Origin of the sequence: Mesorhizobium kowhaii, assembly GCF_003253745.1 — a bacterium.
In the GTDB taxonomy this organism is placed as follows: domain Bacteria; phylum Pseudomonadota; class Alphaproteobacteria; order Rhizobiales; family Rhizobiaceae; genus Mesorhizobium; species Mesorhizobium kowhaii.
This window is the reverse complement of sequence record NZ_MZXV01000013.1, coordinates 254,604-267,452: the sequence shown is the minus strand read 5'-3', so window position 1 is coordinate 267,452 and position 12,849 is coordinate 254,604. Positions and strand designations below refer to the sequence as shown.

At 62.2% G+C, this 12,849-nt stretch carries 16 protein-coding genes and 1 pseudogene; 9 read left to right on the top strand and 8 right to left on the bottom strand.

Features of this window, described 5'->3' with window-relative positions:
- Positions 1–51 precede the first annotated feature (51 nt).
- From B5V02_RS03690 to B5V02_RS03665, 6 genes are all read left to right on the top strand, one after another.
- Entirely contained in the window at positions 52–693 is a 642-nt protein-coding gene (locus B5V02_RS03690; RefSeq protein ID WP_111542875.1) for a 50S ribosomal protein L25/general stress protein Ctc, read from the top strand.
- 23 nt (positions 694–716) lie between these two features.
- Positions 717–1,457 carry an aminoacyl-tRNA hydrolase gene (gene pth, locus B5V02_RS03685; RefSeq protein WP_111542874.1) on the top strand — a complete coding sequence of 247 codons (741 nt, stop codon included), beginning with the start codon at positions 717–719 and terminating at the stop codon, positions 1,455–1,457.
- 186 nt (positions 1,458–1,643) lie between these two features.
- Entirely contained in the window at positions 1,644–2,747 is a 1,104-nt protein-coding gene (gene ychF, locus B5V02_RS03680; RefSeq protein ID WP_111542873.1) for a redox-regulated ATPase YchF, read from the top strand.
- 272 nt (positions 2,748–3,019) lie between these two features.
- Positions 3,020–3,994 (top strand): magnesium/cobalt transporter CorA, encoded by a 975-nt coding sequence (gene corA / locus B5V02_RS03675; protein WP_111542872.1) that lies wholly within the window; start codon positions 3,020–3,022, stop codon positions 3,992–3,994.
- 124 nt (positions 3,995–4,118) lie between these two features.
- Entirely contained in the window at positions 4,119–4,589 is a 471-nt protein-coding gene (locus B5V02_RS03670; RefSeq protein WP_111542871.1) for a MaoC family dehydratase, read from the top strand.
- Entirely contained in the window at positions 4,586–5,056 is a 471-nt protein-coding gene (locus B5V02_RS03665; protein WP_111542870.1) for a MaoC family dehydratase, read from the top strand. The genes B5V02_RS03670 and B5V02_RS03665 overlap by 4 nt, the downstream gene beginning before the upstream one ends.
- 169 nt (positions 5,057–5,225) lie before the next feature.
- On the opposite strand, the gene B5V02_RS03660 is transcribed toward B5V02_RS03665, so the two are convergent.
- The 6 genes from B5V02_RS03660 to petA all read right to left on the bottom strand — a co-directional run bounded on the left by B5V02_RS03660 (position 5,226) and on the right by petA (position 10,698).
- Positions 5,226–5,771 (bottom strand): adenine phosphoribosyltransferase, encoded by a 546-nt coding sequence (locus B5V02_RS03660; protein ID WP_111542869.1) that lies wholly within the window; start codon positions 5,769–5,771, stop codon positions 5,226–5,228.
- Between the two features lie 9 nt (positions 5,772–5,780).
- The gene (locus B5V02_RS03655) at positions 5,781–6,926 is read right to left on the bottom strand and encodes an alpha-hydroxy acid oxidase (RefSeq protein WP_111543717.1); all 1,146 of its coding nucleotides are present in this window, start codon (positions 6,924–6,926) and stop codon (positions 5,781–5,783) included.
- A 168-nt stretch (positions 6,927–7,094) separates the two neighbouring features.
- Complete coding sequence (locus tag B5V02_RS03650; protein WP_111542868.1) at positions 7,095–7,790, bottom strand: acid phosphatase; 696 nt, start codon at positions 7,788–7,790, stop codon at positions 7,095–7,097.
- Positions 7,791–7,919: 129 nt separating this feature from the next.
- A complete protein-coding gene (locus tag B5V02_RS03645; RefSeq protein ID WP_111542867.1) occupies positions 7,920–8,792 on the bottom strand; it encodes a cytochrome c1 in 873 nt (290 codons plus the stop codon).
- Between the two features lie 27 nt (positions 8,793–8,819).
- Positions 8,820–10,121 carry a cytochrome b gene (locus tag B5V02_RS03640; protein WP_111542866.1) on the bottom strand — a complete coding sequence of 434 codons (1,302 nt, stop codon included), beginning with the start codon at positions 10,119–10,121 and terminating at the stop codon, positions 8,820–8,822.
- A gap of 16 nt (positions 10,122–10,137) precedes the next feature.
- A complete protein-coding gene (gene petA / locus B5V02_RS03635; RefSeq protein WP_111542865.1) occupies positions 10,138–10,698 on the bottom strand; it encodes a ubiquinol-cytochrome c reductase iron-sulfur subunit in 561 nt (186 codons plus the stop codon).
- Between the two features lie 260 nt (positions 10,699–10,958).
- Here petA and B5V02_RS03630 point away from each other — a divergent pair, with 260 nt between their 5' ends.
- The 3 genes and pseudogenes from B5V02_RS03630 to B5V02_RS03620 all read left to right on the top strand — a co-directional run bounded on the left by B5V02_RS03630 (position 10,959) and on the right by B5V02_RS03620 (position 12,006).
- Complete coding sequence (locus B5V02_RS03630) at positions 10,959–11,234, top strand: type II toxin-antitoxin system Phd/YefM family antitoxin (protein ID WP_111542864.1); 276 nt, start codon at positions 10,959–10,961, stop codon at positions 11,232–11,234.
- Complete coding sequence (locus B5V02_RS03625; RefSeq protein WP_111542863.1) at positions 11,234–11,656, top strand: type II toxin-antitoxin system VapC family toxin; 423 nt, start codon at positions 11,234–11,236, stop codon at positions 11,654–11,656. Before B5V02_RS03630 ends, B5V02_RS03625 begins: the two co-directional genes overlap by 1 nt.
- 6 nt (positions 11,657–11,662) lie before the next feature.
- A pseudogene (locus B5V02_RS03620) lies at positions 11,663–12,006 on the top strand (cupin domain-containing protein).
- 58 nt (positions 12,007–12,064) lie between these two features.
- Here B5V02_RS03620 and B5V02_RS03615 read toward each other — a convergent pair.
- Together B5V02_RS03615 and B5V02_RS03610 are read right to left on the bottom strand one after the other, a co-directional pair.
- Positions 12,065–12,376 (bottom strand): DUF6665 family protein, encoded by a 312-nt coding sequence (locus B5V02_RS03615; protein WP_111542862.1) that lies wholly within the window; start codon positions 12,374–12,376, stop codon positions 12,065–12,067.
- Position 12,377: 1 nt separating this feature from the next.
- The gene (locus B5V02_RS03610) at positions 12,378–12,845 is read right to left on the bottom strand and encodes a GNAT family N-acetyltransferase (RefSeq protein WP_111542861.1); all 468 of its coding nucleotides are present in this window, start codon (positions 12,843–12,845) and stop codon (positions 12,378–12,380) included.
- Positions 12,846–12,849 lie beyond the last annotated feature (4 nt).

Here is a 12,849-nt window from a genome sequence, read left to right as displayed (position 1 = left end):
CAAGCACGTTGCCGGCCGCGAACGCTCCAGAACAAACCGAAAGGAAATGCCATGAGCCACGACACTTACGAGCTCAAGGCCGAAGCACGCGAACAGGTCGGTAAGGGGTCCGCCCGTGCAGTTCGCCGCAACGGTAAAGTGCCTGCAGTAATTTATGGTGACAAGCAGCCTCCCCTGGCTATCGCGCTCACCTACAAGGACATCTACTACAAGATCCATGGCGGCGGGTTTCTGACCACGATCGCCACGATCGATGTCGACGGCAAGAAGATCCAGGTCCTGCCGAAGGACTTCCAGCTCGACCCGGTCAAGGATTTCCCTGTCCATGTCGACTTCCTGCGCATCGGCAAGGACACCCAGGTCAATGTCGACGTGCCTGTCCACTTCATCAACGAGGACAAGTCGCCCGGCATCAAGCGCGGCGGCGTGCTCAACATCGTGCGTCACGAAGTCGAGTTCCACTGCCCGGCCAATGCGATCCCGGAATTCATCACCGTCGATCTCACCGGCGCCGACATCGGCGATTCGATCCACATCTCGGCGGTCAAGCTGCCGGCCGGTGTGAAGCCTGTCATCTCCGACCGCGACTTCACCATCGCGACGGTCGCCGGCTCGTCGGCGATGAAGCCGGAGACGGAAGTCACGGCTGAAGTGGCGACCCCTGAAGCGGCGCCTGCCGCCGAAGAGAAGTAACTCTTTCACGCCCGGAGCAGGCGATGCTGCTGTTTGCAGGTCTCGGCAATCCGGGCGCGAAATACGCCAATAACAGGCACAATGTCGGTTTCATGGCGGCGGACGCAATTGCCCGCCGCCATTCCTTTTCGCCCTGGTCGAAGAAGTTCCAGGGTCTCATTTCTGAAGGCTCGCTTGGCGGCGAAAAGATCGTCCTGATCAAGCCGCAGACCTTCATGAACCTGTCCGGCCAATCGGTTGGCGAAGCCCTGCGCTTCTACAAGCTCGGCCCTTCGGCGCTAACTGTCTTCTATGACGAGATCGACCTTGCCGCCGGCAAGCTGCGGGTCAAGGTCGGCGGTGGTTCCGGCGGCCACAACGGCATCCGCTCGCTCGACCAGCATGTCGGCAAGGACTATCGCCGGGTGCGCATCGGCGTCGGCCATCCCGGCGTCAAGGAAATGGTGCATGGCCATGTGCTCGGCGATTTTGCCAAGGCCGACCACGAATGGCTGGACGTGCTGCTCGACTCGATCGCCGACGACGCCGGATTGCTGGCCAAGGGCGACGACAATTCCTTCATGAACCGCGTGACGCTGGCTTTGCGCGACAAGCTCGTGCCAACCGGCGACGATGACCGCCCGCCGCCCAAGGCGCCGAAGGCCCAGAGCCCAAAAGGCCAAAGTCACGTCCGCCAGGCTCGCCCGCAGCAGCCGGCGGTCAAGCTGCCGGAAAGCGGCCCGATGGCCGCGATGCTGAAGAAACTCTTCGGCAACAAGGACTGAGCCCAATGTGTGCCGCCTCGGTTTTGGGGCAACGACATGCATAAAAATAAAGACCTAAGCGCGTCGCCTGAATCCGTTCAACGCGACGCGCTTTAGGAGCATGCGGCGTTACAGGGCTTGACGATCATCGACCCTATCGCCCATAGCCCTGATCAAATTTCGATTTCCCGATAGGACCGGACAAAAATGGGTTTCAAATGCGGCATCGTCGGCTTGCCCAATGTCGGCAAGTCGACGCTTTTCAACGCGCTGACCAGGACGGCGGCGGCGCAGGCCGCCAACTATCCGTTCTGCACCATCGAACCGAACACCGGCGAGGTGGGGGTGCCCGACCCGCGCCTGCAGAAGATTGCGGCGATCGGCAAGTCGAAGGAGATCATCCCGACCCGCATCTCCTTTGTCGACATTGCCGGCCTGGTGCGCGGCGCCTCGAAGGGCGAAGGGCTGGGCAACCAGTTTCTCGCCAACATCCGCGAGGTGGACGCCATCGTGCATGTGCTGCGCTGTTTCGAGGATGACGACATCACCCATGTCGAGGGCCGCATCGATCCCGTCGCCGACGCCGAGACGGTCGAGACCGAGCTGATGCTCGCCGACCTCGACAGCCTCGAGCGCCGCATCGCGCAATTCCGCAAGCGCGCCGGCAGCAAGGACAAGGAAGCGACGACCGTGCTGCCGATGATGGAGGCAGCGCTCGAGCTGCTGCAAGCCGGCAAGCCGACCCGCGTCCTGCTCAATGGCATCTCGGCGGAAGATCTGCGCATCCTGCAGGGGTTGAACCTTTTGACCTCGCACCCGGTCCTCTACGTCTGCAACGTCGCCGAGGCTGACGCAGCCACCGGCAACGAGCACACCAGGGCCGTCGAAAAGATGGCTGCCGCGCAGGGCGCCCGCACCGTCGTCATCTCGGCCGCGATCGAGGCCGAAGTCGCCCAGCTCTCCGATGAGGAAGAGATGGAATTCCTGTCCTCGCTCGGCCTCGACGAGCCCGGCCTGAACAAGGTCATCCGCGCCGGCTACGAGCTGTTGCACCTCATTACCTATTTTACCGTCGGGCCGAAGGAGACGCGCGCCTGGACCGTGCACAAGGGCGACAAGGCACCGCAGGCGGCCGGTGTCATCCACACCGATTTCGAACGCGGCTTCATCCGCGCCCAGACCATCGCCTACAACGACTTCATCACGCTGGGCGGCGAAGTAGCGGCCAAGGAAGCCGGTAAGGCGCGCGACGAAGGCAAGGAATATGTCGTCCAGGACGGCGACATCATGCTGTTCAAGTTCAACACCTGATTTCGTGAAGGTCACGCCGCTTGGGTGCAGCTGTCCCTCGACCGCGATGGCGTCCCTGGGGTCGATCCCGGCAAGCTCTCCCGGTACCGGTTTCTCGACGAGTTTTTCTGAGCCGCCAGGGCTATTCGGCCCGGCGGTTGCTTGTCTTGATTTTGTCACGCCACAGGTCTAAGCGGCAGGCGCACGGTCGGCGCACGCGCTGAAGAACCGTGCAATCCGACACGACGCGTCAATCTGAACGCACCCTTTGGCCCAGCAAGGGAGACCCGGCGATGATCAAGGCCTTCGTCGTGGACAATGACCGCCTGCGCGTCATCGATGATCTCCTGGCAAACAGCGAGAACGTCGTCTGGGCCGATCTGCTCAACCCGACCAGGGAAGAGGAATTGGCGATCGAGAGCTGGCTCGGCATCGCCATTCCGACACGCGAGGAGATGGAGGAGATCGAGATTTCGAGCCGCCTCTATGTCGAGGACGGCGCCTACTTCATGACCGCCACCCTGCCTGCCCAGACCGAGATAGACGACCCCCTGATGTCGCCGGTCACCTTCGTGCTCGCCGGCACCAGGCTGATCACCGTGCGCTACCACGAACCGAAGGCGTTCAAGACCTTTCCATTGCGCGCCGAAAAGGTGGCGACCGGCTGCACCAGCGGCGACACCATCCTGATCGGCTTGCTGGACGCGATCGTCGACCGCCTCGCCGATATCCTCGAACGCGCCGGCCGCGACATCGAGACGATCTCACGCGATATCTTCGAGGCGCGGTCGACCAAGGTTTCCAAACGCAATCGCGACTTCCAGGAGCTCTTGAAAGCCATCGGCCGCAAGGAGGACATCGCCTCCTCGATCCGCGACAGCCTGATCTCGCTGCAGCGCCTCGCCGGCTTTTTCGCCCATGCCTCGACCCGGGCCAAGATGAGCAAGGACACCAAGGCGCGCATCAAGACGCTGTCGCGCGACGTGCTGTCGCTTGCCGACCACGCCACCTTCCTGTCCCAGAAGATCAGCTTCCTGCTCGATGCCACGCTCGGCATGATCTCGATCGAGCAGAACGCCATCATCAAGATCTTCTCGGTCGCCGCCGTCATCTTCCTGCCGCCGACGCTGGTGGCTTCGATCTACGGCATGAATTTCGATGTCATCCCGGAGTTGAAGTGGGAGTTGGGCTATCCCTTCGCCATTGCCATGATGGTGCTGTCGGCAATCCTGCCCTTCTGGTATTTCCGCCGCCGCGGCTGGCTTTGACCCGTCCGCCAAGGGCCATGCAGCCACGACGTGGCGCTATAGAAATCTCTTGACCAAACGGCGCCCTGCCTGCATCCGGAAACCCCGATCCGAAATCGTGGGTCTATGAACCGGATTCCAGACCATGACCGCAAAAAACTGGGCCTATGAGGATTTCGTCGAGAGTGCCTCGTTCGACCTCGGCACGAAAGAGGTAAGCGCGGCCGAGATCATCGAATTCGCCAGCGAATTCGACGCGCAGCCGATGCATCTCGACGAGGAAGCCGGCAAGGCCAGCATCCTGGGCGGCCTGTCTGCTTCGGGTTGGCACACCTGCGCCATGTTCATGCGCATGCTGTGCGATGCCTTCCTGCTGGACTCCACCTGCCAGGGCGCGCCGGGCGTCGATCAGGTCAAATGGAAGAAACCGGTTCTGGCCGGCGACATGCTCACCGGCAGCCTGGTGGTCGTTGCCAAGCGCCTGTCGAAATCGAAGCCGCAACTCGGCTTCGTCACCATGCGCAGCGAGCTGGTCAACCAGCGTGGCGAAAGCGTCTTCGAGCTTGAGAACTCCGTCATGTTCCTGCTGCGCGATGCCGCGGGGAGCCCAGCATGACTTTGGACGAATTCTTCCGCATCGGCACCACCGTCACGCTGGGCTCGCACACATTCGAGCCCGAGGCGATCAAGGCGTTCGCCCGCAAATACGATCCGCAGATCTTCCATATCGACGAGGAGGCCGCGAAGAAGAGCGTACTCGGCGGGCTCTGCGCGTCCGGCTGGCACACCGCGGCGACCTGGATGAAACTCAATCTGGAAAACCGCATGGACGCCGAAGTCGCCGCGTGGAGTGGCCCCGGCCCGGTGCCGGAATTCGGCCCCTCGCCCGGCTTCAAGAACCTGAAGTGGCTGAAGCCGGTCTATGCCGGGCAAACAATCACCTTCACCCGTACGGCACTTTCCCACCGCCCGATCGCCTCACGCCCCGGCTGGCGGCTGCTGGCGCTGCGTTCGGAAGCCTTCGATTCGACCGGCGACAAGGTGCTGGAATTTGAGAGCGCCGTGCTGGTGAAGGTGGAGTAATCTCCTCCTTCTCCCCGTTTACGGGGAGAAGGTGCCCGAAGGGCGGATGAGGGGCGGCACCGGTATTGGTGTCCCAAATTCGACCGCCGTGCTGCCCCTCACCCTGCTTCGCTCGCGTTGCTCGCTTCGCTTCCCTCTCTCCGTATAGAGACGGGGCGAGGGAAGGCACTCAATGCCCTTCAAACCCGATCAGCGTCCTCACCGGCACGCCGAGCGCTTCGAGCTTGGCGCGGCCGCCGAGATCCGGCAGGTCGATGACGAAGCAGGCGGCAAGGATGTCGGCGCCGATCTGGCGCAGCAGCTTGACCGCCGCCTCCGCGGTGCCGCCAGTGGCGATCAGATCGTCGACCAGGATCACCTTCTCGCCCGGAGAAACGCCGTCCTTGTGCATCTCCATCTCGTCCAGCCCGTATTCCAGGCTGTAGGCGACGCGCACAGTCTCGAAAGGCAGCTTACCCTTCTTGCGGATCGGCACGAAACCGGCCGAGAGCTGATGAGCGACGGCGCCGCCAAGGATGAAGCCGCGCGCCTCGATGCCGGCGATCTTGTCGATCTTCTGGCCGGCATAGGGATGCACCAGCTCGTCGATGGCGCGGCGGAAGGCGCGCGCATTGCCGAGCAGCGTGGTGATGTCGCGAAACAGGATGCCGGGCTTGGGATAGTCCGGAATGGTGCGGATCGCGGCAAGCAGTGTGTCTTCGAGGGAGGATTTCATGGTTCGAGATTACCTGAAACGGAGATTCTTGCGCGACAATTGTTCGATCGAACTGCAGCCCATCAGCTTCATGCCGCGTTCGATCTCGACCCGCATCTGTTCGAGCGCCCGTTCGACGCCCGGCTGGCCGGCTGCCGCCAGCGGGAACAGGTAGTAGCGGCCGACGCCGACCGCCTTGGCGCCGAGCGACAGCGCCTTCAGCACATGCGTGCCGCGCTGCACGCCGCCATCCATGATGACGTCGATCTTGTCGCCGACCGCATCGACGATCTCGGCAAGCTGGTCGAACGCCGCCCGCGAGCCATCCAGTTGCCGCCCGCCATGGTTCGACAGGACGATGCCGCTGCAGCCGATCTCGACGGCGCGTTTGGCATCCTCCACCGACATGACGCCCTTGAGGCAAAACGGGCCCGACCACAGCCTGACCATCTCGGCGACATCGTCCCATGTCATCGACGGATCGAGCATCTCGGTGAAATAGCGGCTGATCGACATGGTGCCACCGCCCATGTCGACATGCTCGTCCAGCTGCGGCAGCTTGAACCCCTCATGGGTGAAATAATTGATCGCCCAGGCCGGCTTGAGCGCGAACTGCAGCATTCCGGCCAGGTTGAGCTTGAAGGGAATGGCAAAGCCGGTGCGTTTGTCGCGTTCGCGGTTGCCGCCGGTGATGCTGTCGACGGTCAGCATCATCACTTCGACGCCAACCTCCTTTGCCCGCTGCATCATCGCCCGGTTGAGGCCGCGATCCCGGTGGAAATAGAACTGATAGACCTGCGGGCCGCTGCTGATCCTGCGCGCCTCCTCGAGGCTGACGGTGCCAAGCGAGGAGACGCCGAACATCGTCCCGTATTTGGCGGCGGCCTTGGCGACCGCCCGCTCACCCTGATGATGGAACAGCCGCTGCAAGGCGGTCGGCGAGCAATAGACTGGCATCGCCAGTTTCTGGCCCATCACCGTCACCGACATGTCGATCTCGCTGACGCCGCGCAGGACGTTGGGAACCAGGTCGCAGGTCTCGAAGCTTTCGGTGTTGCGGCGATAGGTGACCTCGTCGTCCGCCGCGCCGTCGATGTAGTTGAAGATCGGCCCCGGCAGCCGTTGCTGCGCCATCCGGCGGAAATCGGAAAAATTGTGACAGTCGTTGAGGCGCATCATCGATTCCAAATGCCATATCGGGGCCACCGTTCCTGCGTCGAATATCAACCGGAAGTCTTCGTGCCAACGGCCTAATTGCCGGGCTGCCTCCCGAGCCCTGGCCGCGAGCACAAAAAGGGGCGCCCGAAGCGCCCCTCTGGTCGAAAATCGACTGCTGACGAAAGATTACATGCCGAGATCGGAACGAAGCTCGGCCTTGGCCACGTCGTATTCGGCCTTGAAGTCGTCCCGGTTGAGCAGGACCGCGGCGATGACGCTGCCCGAAATCTTCCCCATCTCGACATCGGAGGCGTAATGGATGCCGCCGACCTCACGATTGTGGGCGTATTCAGCCGCGCGCGCCATGATCTCGGCGCGCTTTTCCGGGACCATATCGGACAGGATGATGCCCATCATGGCGCCGACGGTCGCGTGGCCCGAAGGCCACGAACCAGAGCTGGACAGCTTGACCGCCGGCTTGACAAGGTCGCTGAGTTGGTGCGGACGCGGACGCTTCCAGACATCCTTGGCCGGATCGACGACGGCGCCTTCTGTGGCCACCACACGATCGAAGAAAGCGCTGAATTTCGGCAGCGTCTCCCTGTTGAATTTCGGCCCCATGACGTTGGCGAAGCGCCAGACATTCTCCTCGGCGTCGGCAACGGCGCTGGCCACCATCTCGGGCGTGCGCGTCACCTGCAGCGTCAGCACCTCGCCGAGTTCGGCCTTGGTCTGCGCCGAATCGTTTGCCGGCGGCGGCGGCAGGATCATCGTCAGGTCGACATCCTTGTTGGTGACGAAGGGCTGGGCGTCTTCCGCGTGGGCGGCGGAACCGATGACCAACAGCAGAAGGCCTGCCGCGAGCGATGCATATCTTTTCATGGGTGCGATCCTTTGATGAGAGCGGCACAGGATCGCCAGACGCAGTGACGGCCATGTGACACCACCGGTCTCCGCAAATGCAAAAGGGCACCTTTCGGCGCCCTTTTGTGATCACATGGCTGTGTGCGGTTAGTGCGCCACGCCTTCCCATACCTTGCGCTTGGTGAGATAGACCAGCGCGCCGAACAGGAGCAGGAACACCAGCACGCGAAAACCGGTCTTCTTGCGGTCTTCCATATGCGGCTCGGCTGCCCACATCAGGAAGGCCGACACGTCGCGGGAATACTGGTCGACGGTCTGCGGCGAGCCGTCATCATAGGTCACCTGGCCGTCGGAAAGCGGCTTGGGCATTTTCAGTGAAACGCCGGACATGAAGTACGGGTTGTAGTGGGTGCCCTCCGGAATGACCATGCCGGCAGGCGGCGTCTCGTCGTAGCCGGTCAGCAGCGAATGGATGTAGTCCGGCCCGCCCGCGGCATACTGGGTGAAGATGTCGAAGAAGAACTGCGGAAAGCCGCGCTCGACGCCGCGCGCCTTGGCCAGCAGCGACATGTCGGGCGGTGCGGCACCACCATTGGCGGACGCCGCTGCCTGCTCGTTGGCAAACGGCGCAGGGAAGTGATCAGACGGCTTGCCGGGACGGTCGAACATGTCTCCGGCATCGTTGGGGCCGTCATGGATGGTGTACTCGGCCGACAGCGTCTTGATCTGCGCATCGGAATAGCCGAGGTCCGACAGCGTGCGGAATGCCACCAGATTCATCGAGTGACAGGCCGAGCAGACTTCCTTGTAGACTTTCAGGCCGCGCTGCAACTGCCCCTTGTCATAGGTGCCGAACGGGCCGGCGAAGCTCCAGCTGATTTCCTTCGGCTCATCGATCGGAAAATGCGTCGGCGCGGCCGCGTTGTGTGCCTCTTCGGCTGCGATCGCCCAAGTGCCTGCGGCCCCAGTGCCGGCGGCCACAAGGCCGATCAGCGCCAGCGAGGTGAGAATCTTTTTCATGCCAAATCCCCTTAGATTCTCTACCGCTCAGCCCTTGGTCTCTGGTGCGGCCGTGGCGCCCGCCGGATGTCCGCCGCCGCCCTTGTTCTTCTCGAGCACAGCCTCGGTGATCGAATTCGGCAGCCGCCGCGGTGTCTCGATCAGCCCGAGCACCGGCAGCGCAACCAGGAAGAAGGCGAAGTAGAACAGCGTCGCCATCTGCGCCATGAACACATAGCTGCCTTCCGCAGGCTGCGAGCCCAGCCAGCCGAGCAGGATGGCATCGGCCACGAACAGCCAGAAGAACAGCTTGTACCAGGGCCGATAGACAGCCGAACGCACCTTCGAAGTGTCGAGCCATGGCACCAGGAACAGCATGACGATGGCGCCGAACATGCAGATCACGCCGCCGAGCTTGGAATTGATCGGCCCGATGTTGAACGTGATGGCCCGCAGGATCGCGTAGAACGGCAGGAAGTACCATTCAGGCACGATATGCGCCGGTGTCTTCAGCGGATTGGCCACGATGTAATTGTCGGGCGCCATAAGGAAATTCGGAATGTAGAAGACGAAATAGGCGAAGAAGAACAGGAACACGATCATGCCGAACGCGTCCTTGATGGTCGCGTAGGGGGTGAAGGCGACGGTGTCGGTCTTCGACTTGACCTCGATGCCAGTCGGGTTCGACTGGCCGACAACATGCAGCGCCCAGACATGCAGCACGACGACGCCGGCGATCATGAACGGCAAGAGGTAGTGCAGCGAGAAAAAGCGGTTCAGTGTCGGGTTGTCCACGGCGAAGCCGCCGAGCAGCAGCTGCTGGATCCATTCGCCGACCAGCGGGATGGCGCTGAAGAAGCCGGTGATGACGGTGGCGCCCCAGAAGCTCATCTGGCCCCACGGCAGCACATAGCCCATGAAGGCCGTCGCCATCATCAGGAGATAGATGATACAGCCGAGGATCCACAGCAGTTCGCGCGGCGCCTTGTAGGAGCCGTAGTAGAGGCCACGGAAGATGTGGACATAAACGGCGACGAAGAAGAACGAGGCGCCTGTGGCATGGAGATAGCGCAACAGCCATCCCGAATTCACGTCGCGCATGATCTTCTCGACCGAATCGAAGGCGAGACTGGTGTCGGCCGCATAGTGCATGGCCAGCACGATGCCGGTGATGATCTGCGACACCAGCATGATCGCCAGGATACCGCCGAAGGTCCAAGCATAGTTGAGGTTGCGCGGCACCGGATAGGCGATGAAGCTGTCATAGACCAGCCGCGGCAGCGGCAAGCGGGCGTCGAACCAGCGTTCGATACCGGTCTTGGGCGTATAGGTCGAGTGTCCCTCGCTCATCGAAATATCCCCTGCCTCAACCGATAAGGATCTTGGTATCGGAAATGAATTTGAATACCGGCACTGCCATGTTCTCGGGCGCCGGGCCTTTGCGGATGCGGCCGGCCGTATCGTATACCGAGCCGTGGCACGGGCAGAACCAGCCGCCGAAATCGCCTTCCTGGCCGAGCGGAATGCAGCCCAGATGGGTACAGACCTGGACCATCACCATCCAGGCTTCCTTGCCGGGCGTGGTGCGGTTGGCGTCGGTCGCCGGCGCATCGGCTGGAAGGTTGGCGTTGCGGGCGATCGGATCCTTGAGGTCTGTCAGTTTGACCGCCTCGCCGTCCTTCATCTCCTGCTCGGTGCGGTTGCGCACCACGACAGGCTTGCCGCGCCACTTGACGATCAGCGACATGCCCGGCGTCAGCGAGGCGACATCGACCTCGACGGAAGCCAACGCCAGCGTCGAAGCGTCGGGGCGCATCTGGTCTATGAACGGCCATGCGAAGGCACCCGCGCCGACCACAGTGGCCATGCCGGTGGCGACGTAGAGAAAATCACGACGATTGGGATCCTGGGTGTCGGTTGCGCTCACGGGTGCCTGATCCTTTCGCCTCTTCCGCGCCGGTGGCTGAGCCTTGTTCCCCGCTCAATTGCGCCAACCCGACAGCGCATGGCGAACAGGCTTGCGAATTCCTCCGGCATTTGGACTTCGGTTTATGCGTGAAGCCCGTTTTTGTCCAGACGGGTGAAGGCACAAGGGCAGATTGTCGCGGGCGTTCCGCACAGCGATAAATTTGACGGGCTTGGCTAATTGTAGCAATATGTCTACATCTTCTCGACGGAGGTGCTGAAATGAACATCTCGACGAAGACGATCACCATCATGTCGAGCCGTGAATTTAACCAGGACACGGCGCACGCCAAGCGGGCAGCAAGGAACGGACCGGTTATCATCACCGACCGTGGCAAGCCTTCTCATGTACTGATGTCGATGGAAGAATATCAGCGGCTGGAGAAGAAGCCGAGAAGCCTCGCCGAAGCGCTTGCCGACGATCGTCCCGAAGCGGATTTCGACTGGGAGCCGCCTCGCCTCGAAGGACCGTTTTTCAAGGTACCCGAACTCGATTGATGTTCATTCTCGACACCAATGTCGTTTCGAATCTGCGCCGCCGGGACAAGGCCGACCCCAACGTGTTGGCCTGGGCGGAGAATCACGACATCGCCGGTTTTTTCATGTCGGTGATTTCGATCCTTGAGCTCGAAATCGGGACGTTGCTTTTGGCAAGGAAGGACGCAAGGCAAGCCGCGATCTACCGCGAGTGGTTGGTCCGGACACTCATTCCGGAATTCGACGAACGGATCCTGAGTGTGGACACGGCCATCGTCGTGCGTTGCGCGAACCTCCACGTTCCCGACCCCAGGCCGGAACGCGATGCTCTCATCGCTGCCACCGCGCTCGTCAACAACTTGACGGTTGTGACCCGCAATACGAAGGATTTCGAAGGCACCGGCGTGAAACTGTTCAATCCCTGGATATCGGCGAAGGGTTAGATGGCCATGGCACATGTCATAGACCGCGACACATGGGCTGTTCGCTCCGACCGCTGGAAGGGCGAGCTGCAATGCGGCGCCTACGGCTCCAACTCCTGCCTGATCTTCAACTATCTGCCTGATGTCGGCGGCGGCCCGCGCCTGCACACGCATCCCTACGCAGAGATCTTCATTATCCGCCAGGGCACCGGCCTGTTCACCGCGGCGACAAGGAGATCGAGGCCTCCGCCGGCCAGATCGTGATCGTTCCGCCCAACACGCCGCACAAATTCACCAATCTCGGCCCGGGCCCGCTGGAAACGACCGACATCCACGAGAACGGCACGTTCATCACCGAATGGCTGGAGTGACCATGATCCCGAAAAGCGGGAACCGGTTTTCGCTGGAGATCATGGTCAAGCAAAAGAGCTATTTCGCGCCAAGCCTGGCCAGAACCGCCTTGGGGATGTTGTATTCGCGGATGACCGCGTCGTGCTTTCGCAAGCCGCACAGTTCGCGCTGGATGAAATAGCCGTGCACCGCTTCGGCCGCCTCCTTGAGGAGCCGGGGGCGCAGTTGCTCATCGCCATTGTCGCGCAGCCTCGCCAGCGTTTCCTCGACCCGCTGGCCGGCGCGGCCGAGTGCTGCCGCCTTCTCGGCGAGGATTTCATGGCCGAGCGCGTCGAAGGCGGCTTCGGCAGCCGAGGCGCCGGCGAGATGAGATGGCGGACGCAGCGACATTTCAGCCCCCTTTCCCAAAAATCATGCGGTGTGTGACGAATTCTTCGCCTATCACCGGCTGGAAGCCAAGCCGCTCATAGAAAGCGAAGGCTTCTTGCGGCGCGCGGGTGTTCAGCACAGCGAAATAGTCGCGCGCCCTGTCGATGACGGTCTCGACCAGCATGCGGCCAAGGCCGGCGCGGCGGTGACGCGCACTAACGAACAGGTGCCGGACCCGGCCCTGGCCCCTGCCCTCGAAATAGGGATCGACGTTCAGCCCGCACACGCCGGCGAGTTCCCGGCCATGCCATGTCCCGTACAGCGCCTCGCCCCGCTTCAGGAACTTGTTGCGGCCGCTTGCCCAGCCATCCGCCAGGCGCACCAGCATCCAGTAGCCTTCCAGCCGGCTCTCCTCCTTCAGCGCGTCGAAGGCCGGCATGGTTGGCCGGAGCCGCTTGAGCACATAGCTCACCTCCGCCGATCCACCCATGCCT

Bases quoted from the DNA above. Each gene is read 5' to 3' on its own strand.
- B5V02_RS03690 (WP_111542875.1), top strand. From the start codon at position 52: ATGAGCCACGACACTTACGAGCTCAAGGCCGAAGCACGCGAACAGGTC.
- B5V02_RS03645 (WP_111542867.1), bottom strand. From the start codon at position 8,792: ATGAAAAAGATTCTCACCTCGCTGGCGCTGATCGGCCTTGTGGCCGCC.
- ychF (WP_111542873.1), top strand. From the start codon at position 1,644: ATGGGTTTCAAATGCGGCATCGTCGGCTTGCCCAATGTCGGCAAGTCG.
- B5V02_RS03630 (WP_111542864.1), top strand. From the start codon at position 10,959: ATGAACATCTCGACGAAGACGATCACCATCATGTCGAGCCGTGAATTT.
- corA (WP_111542872.1), top strand. From the start codon at position 3,020: ATGATCAAGGCCTTCGTCGTGGACAATGACCGCCTGCGCGTCATCGAT.
- B5V02_RS03670 (WP_111542871.1), top strand. From the start codon at position 4,119: ATGACCGCAAAAAACTGGGCCTATGAGGATTTCGTCGAGAGTGCCTCG.
- B5V02_RS03650 (WP_111542868.1), bottom strand. From the start codon at position 7,790: ATGAAAAGATATGCATCGCTCGCGGCAGGCCTTCTGCTGTTGGTCATC.
- B5V02_RS03655 (WP_111543717.1), bottom strand. From the start codon at position 6,926: ATGCGCCTCAACGACTGTCACAATTTTTCCGATTTCCGCCGGATGGCG.
- B5V02_RS03660 (WP_111542869.1), bottom strand. From the start codon at position 5,771: ATGAAATCCTCCCTCGAAGACACACTGCTTGCCGCGATCCGCACCATT.
- B5V02_RS03610 (WP_111542861.1), bottom strand. From the start codon at position 12,845: ATGGGTGGATCGGCGGAGGTGAGCTATGTGCTCAAGCGGCTCCGGCCA.
- B5V02_RS03640 (WP_111542866.1), bottom strand. From the start codon at position 10,121: ATGAGCGAGGGACACTCGACCTATACGCCCAAGACCGGTATCGAACGC.
- B5V02_RS03625 (WP_111542863.1), top strand. From the start codon at position 11,234: ATGTTCATTCTCGACACCAATGTCGTTTCGAATCTGCGCCGCCGGGAC.
- B5V02_RS03615 (WP_111542862.1), bottom strand. From the start codon at position 12,376: ATGTCGCTGCGTCCGCCATCTCATCTCGCCGGCGCCTCGGCTGCCGAA.
- B5V02_RS03665 (WP_111542870.1), top strand. From the start codon at position 4,586: ATGACTTTGGACGAATTCTTCCGCATCGGCACCACCGTCACGCTGGGC.
- pth (WP_111542874.1), top strand. From the start codon at position 717: ATGCTGCTGTTTGCAGGTCTCGGCAATCCGGGCGCGAAATACGCCAAT.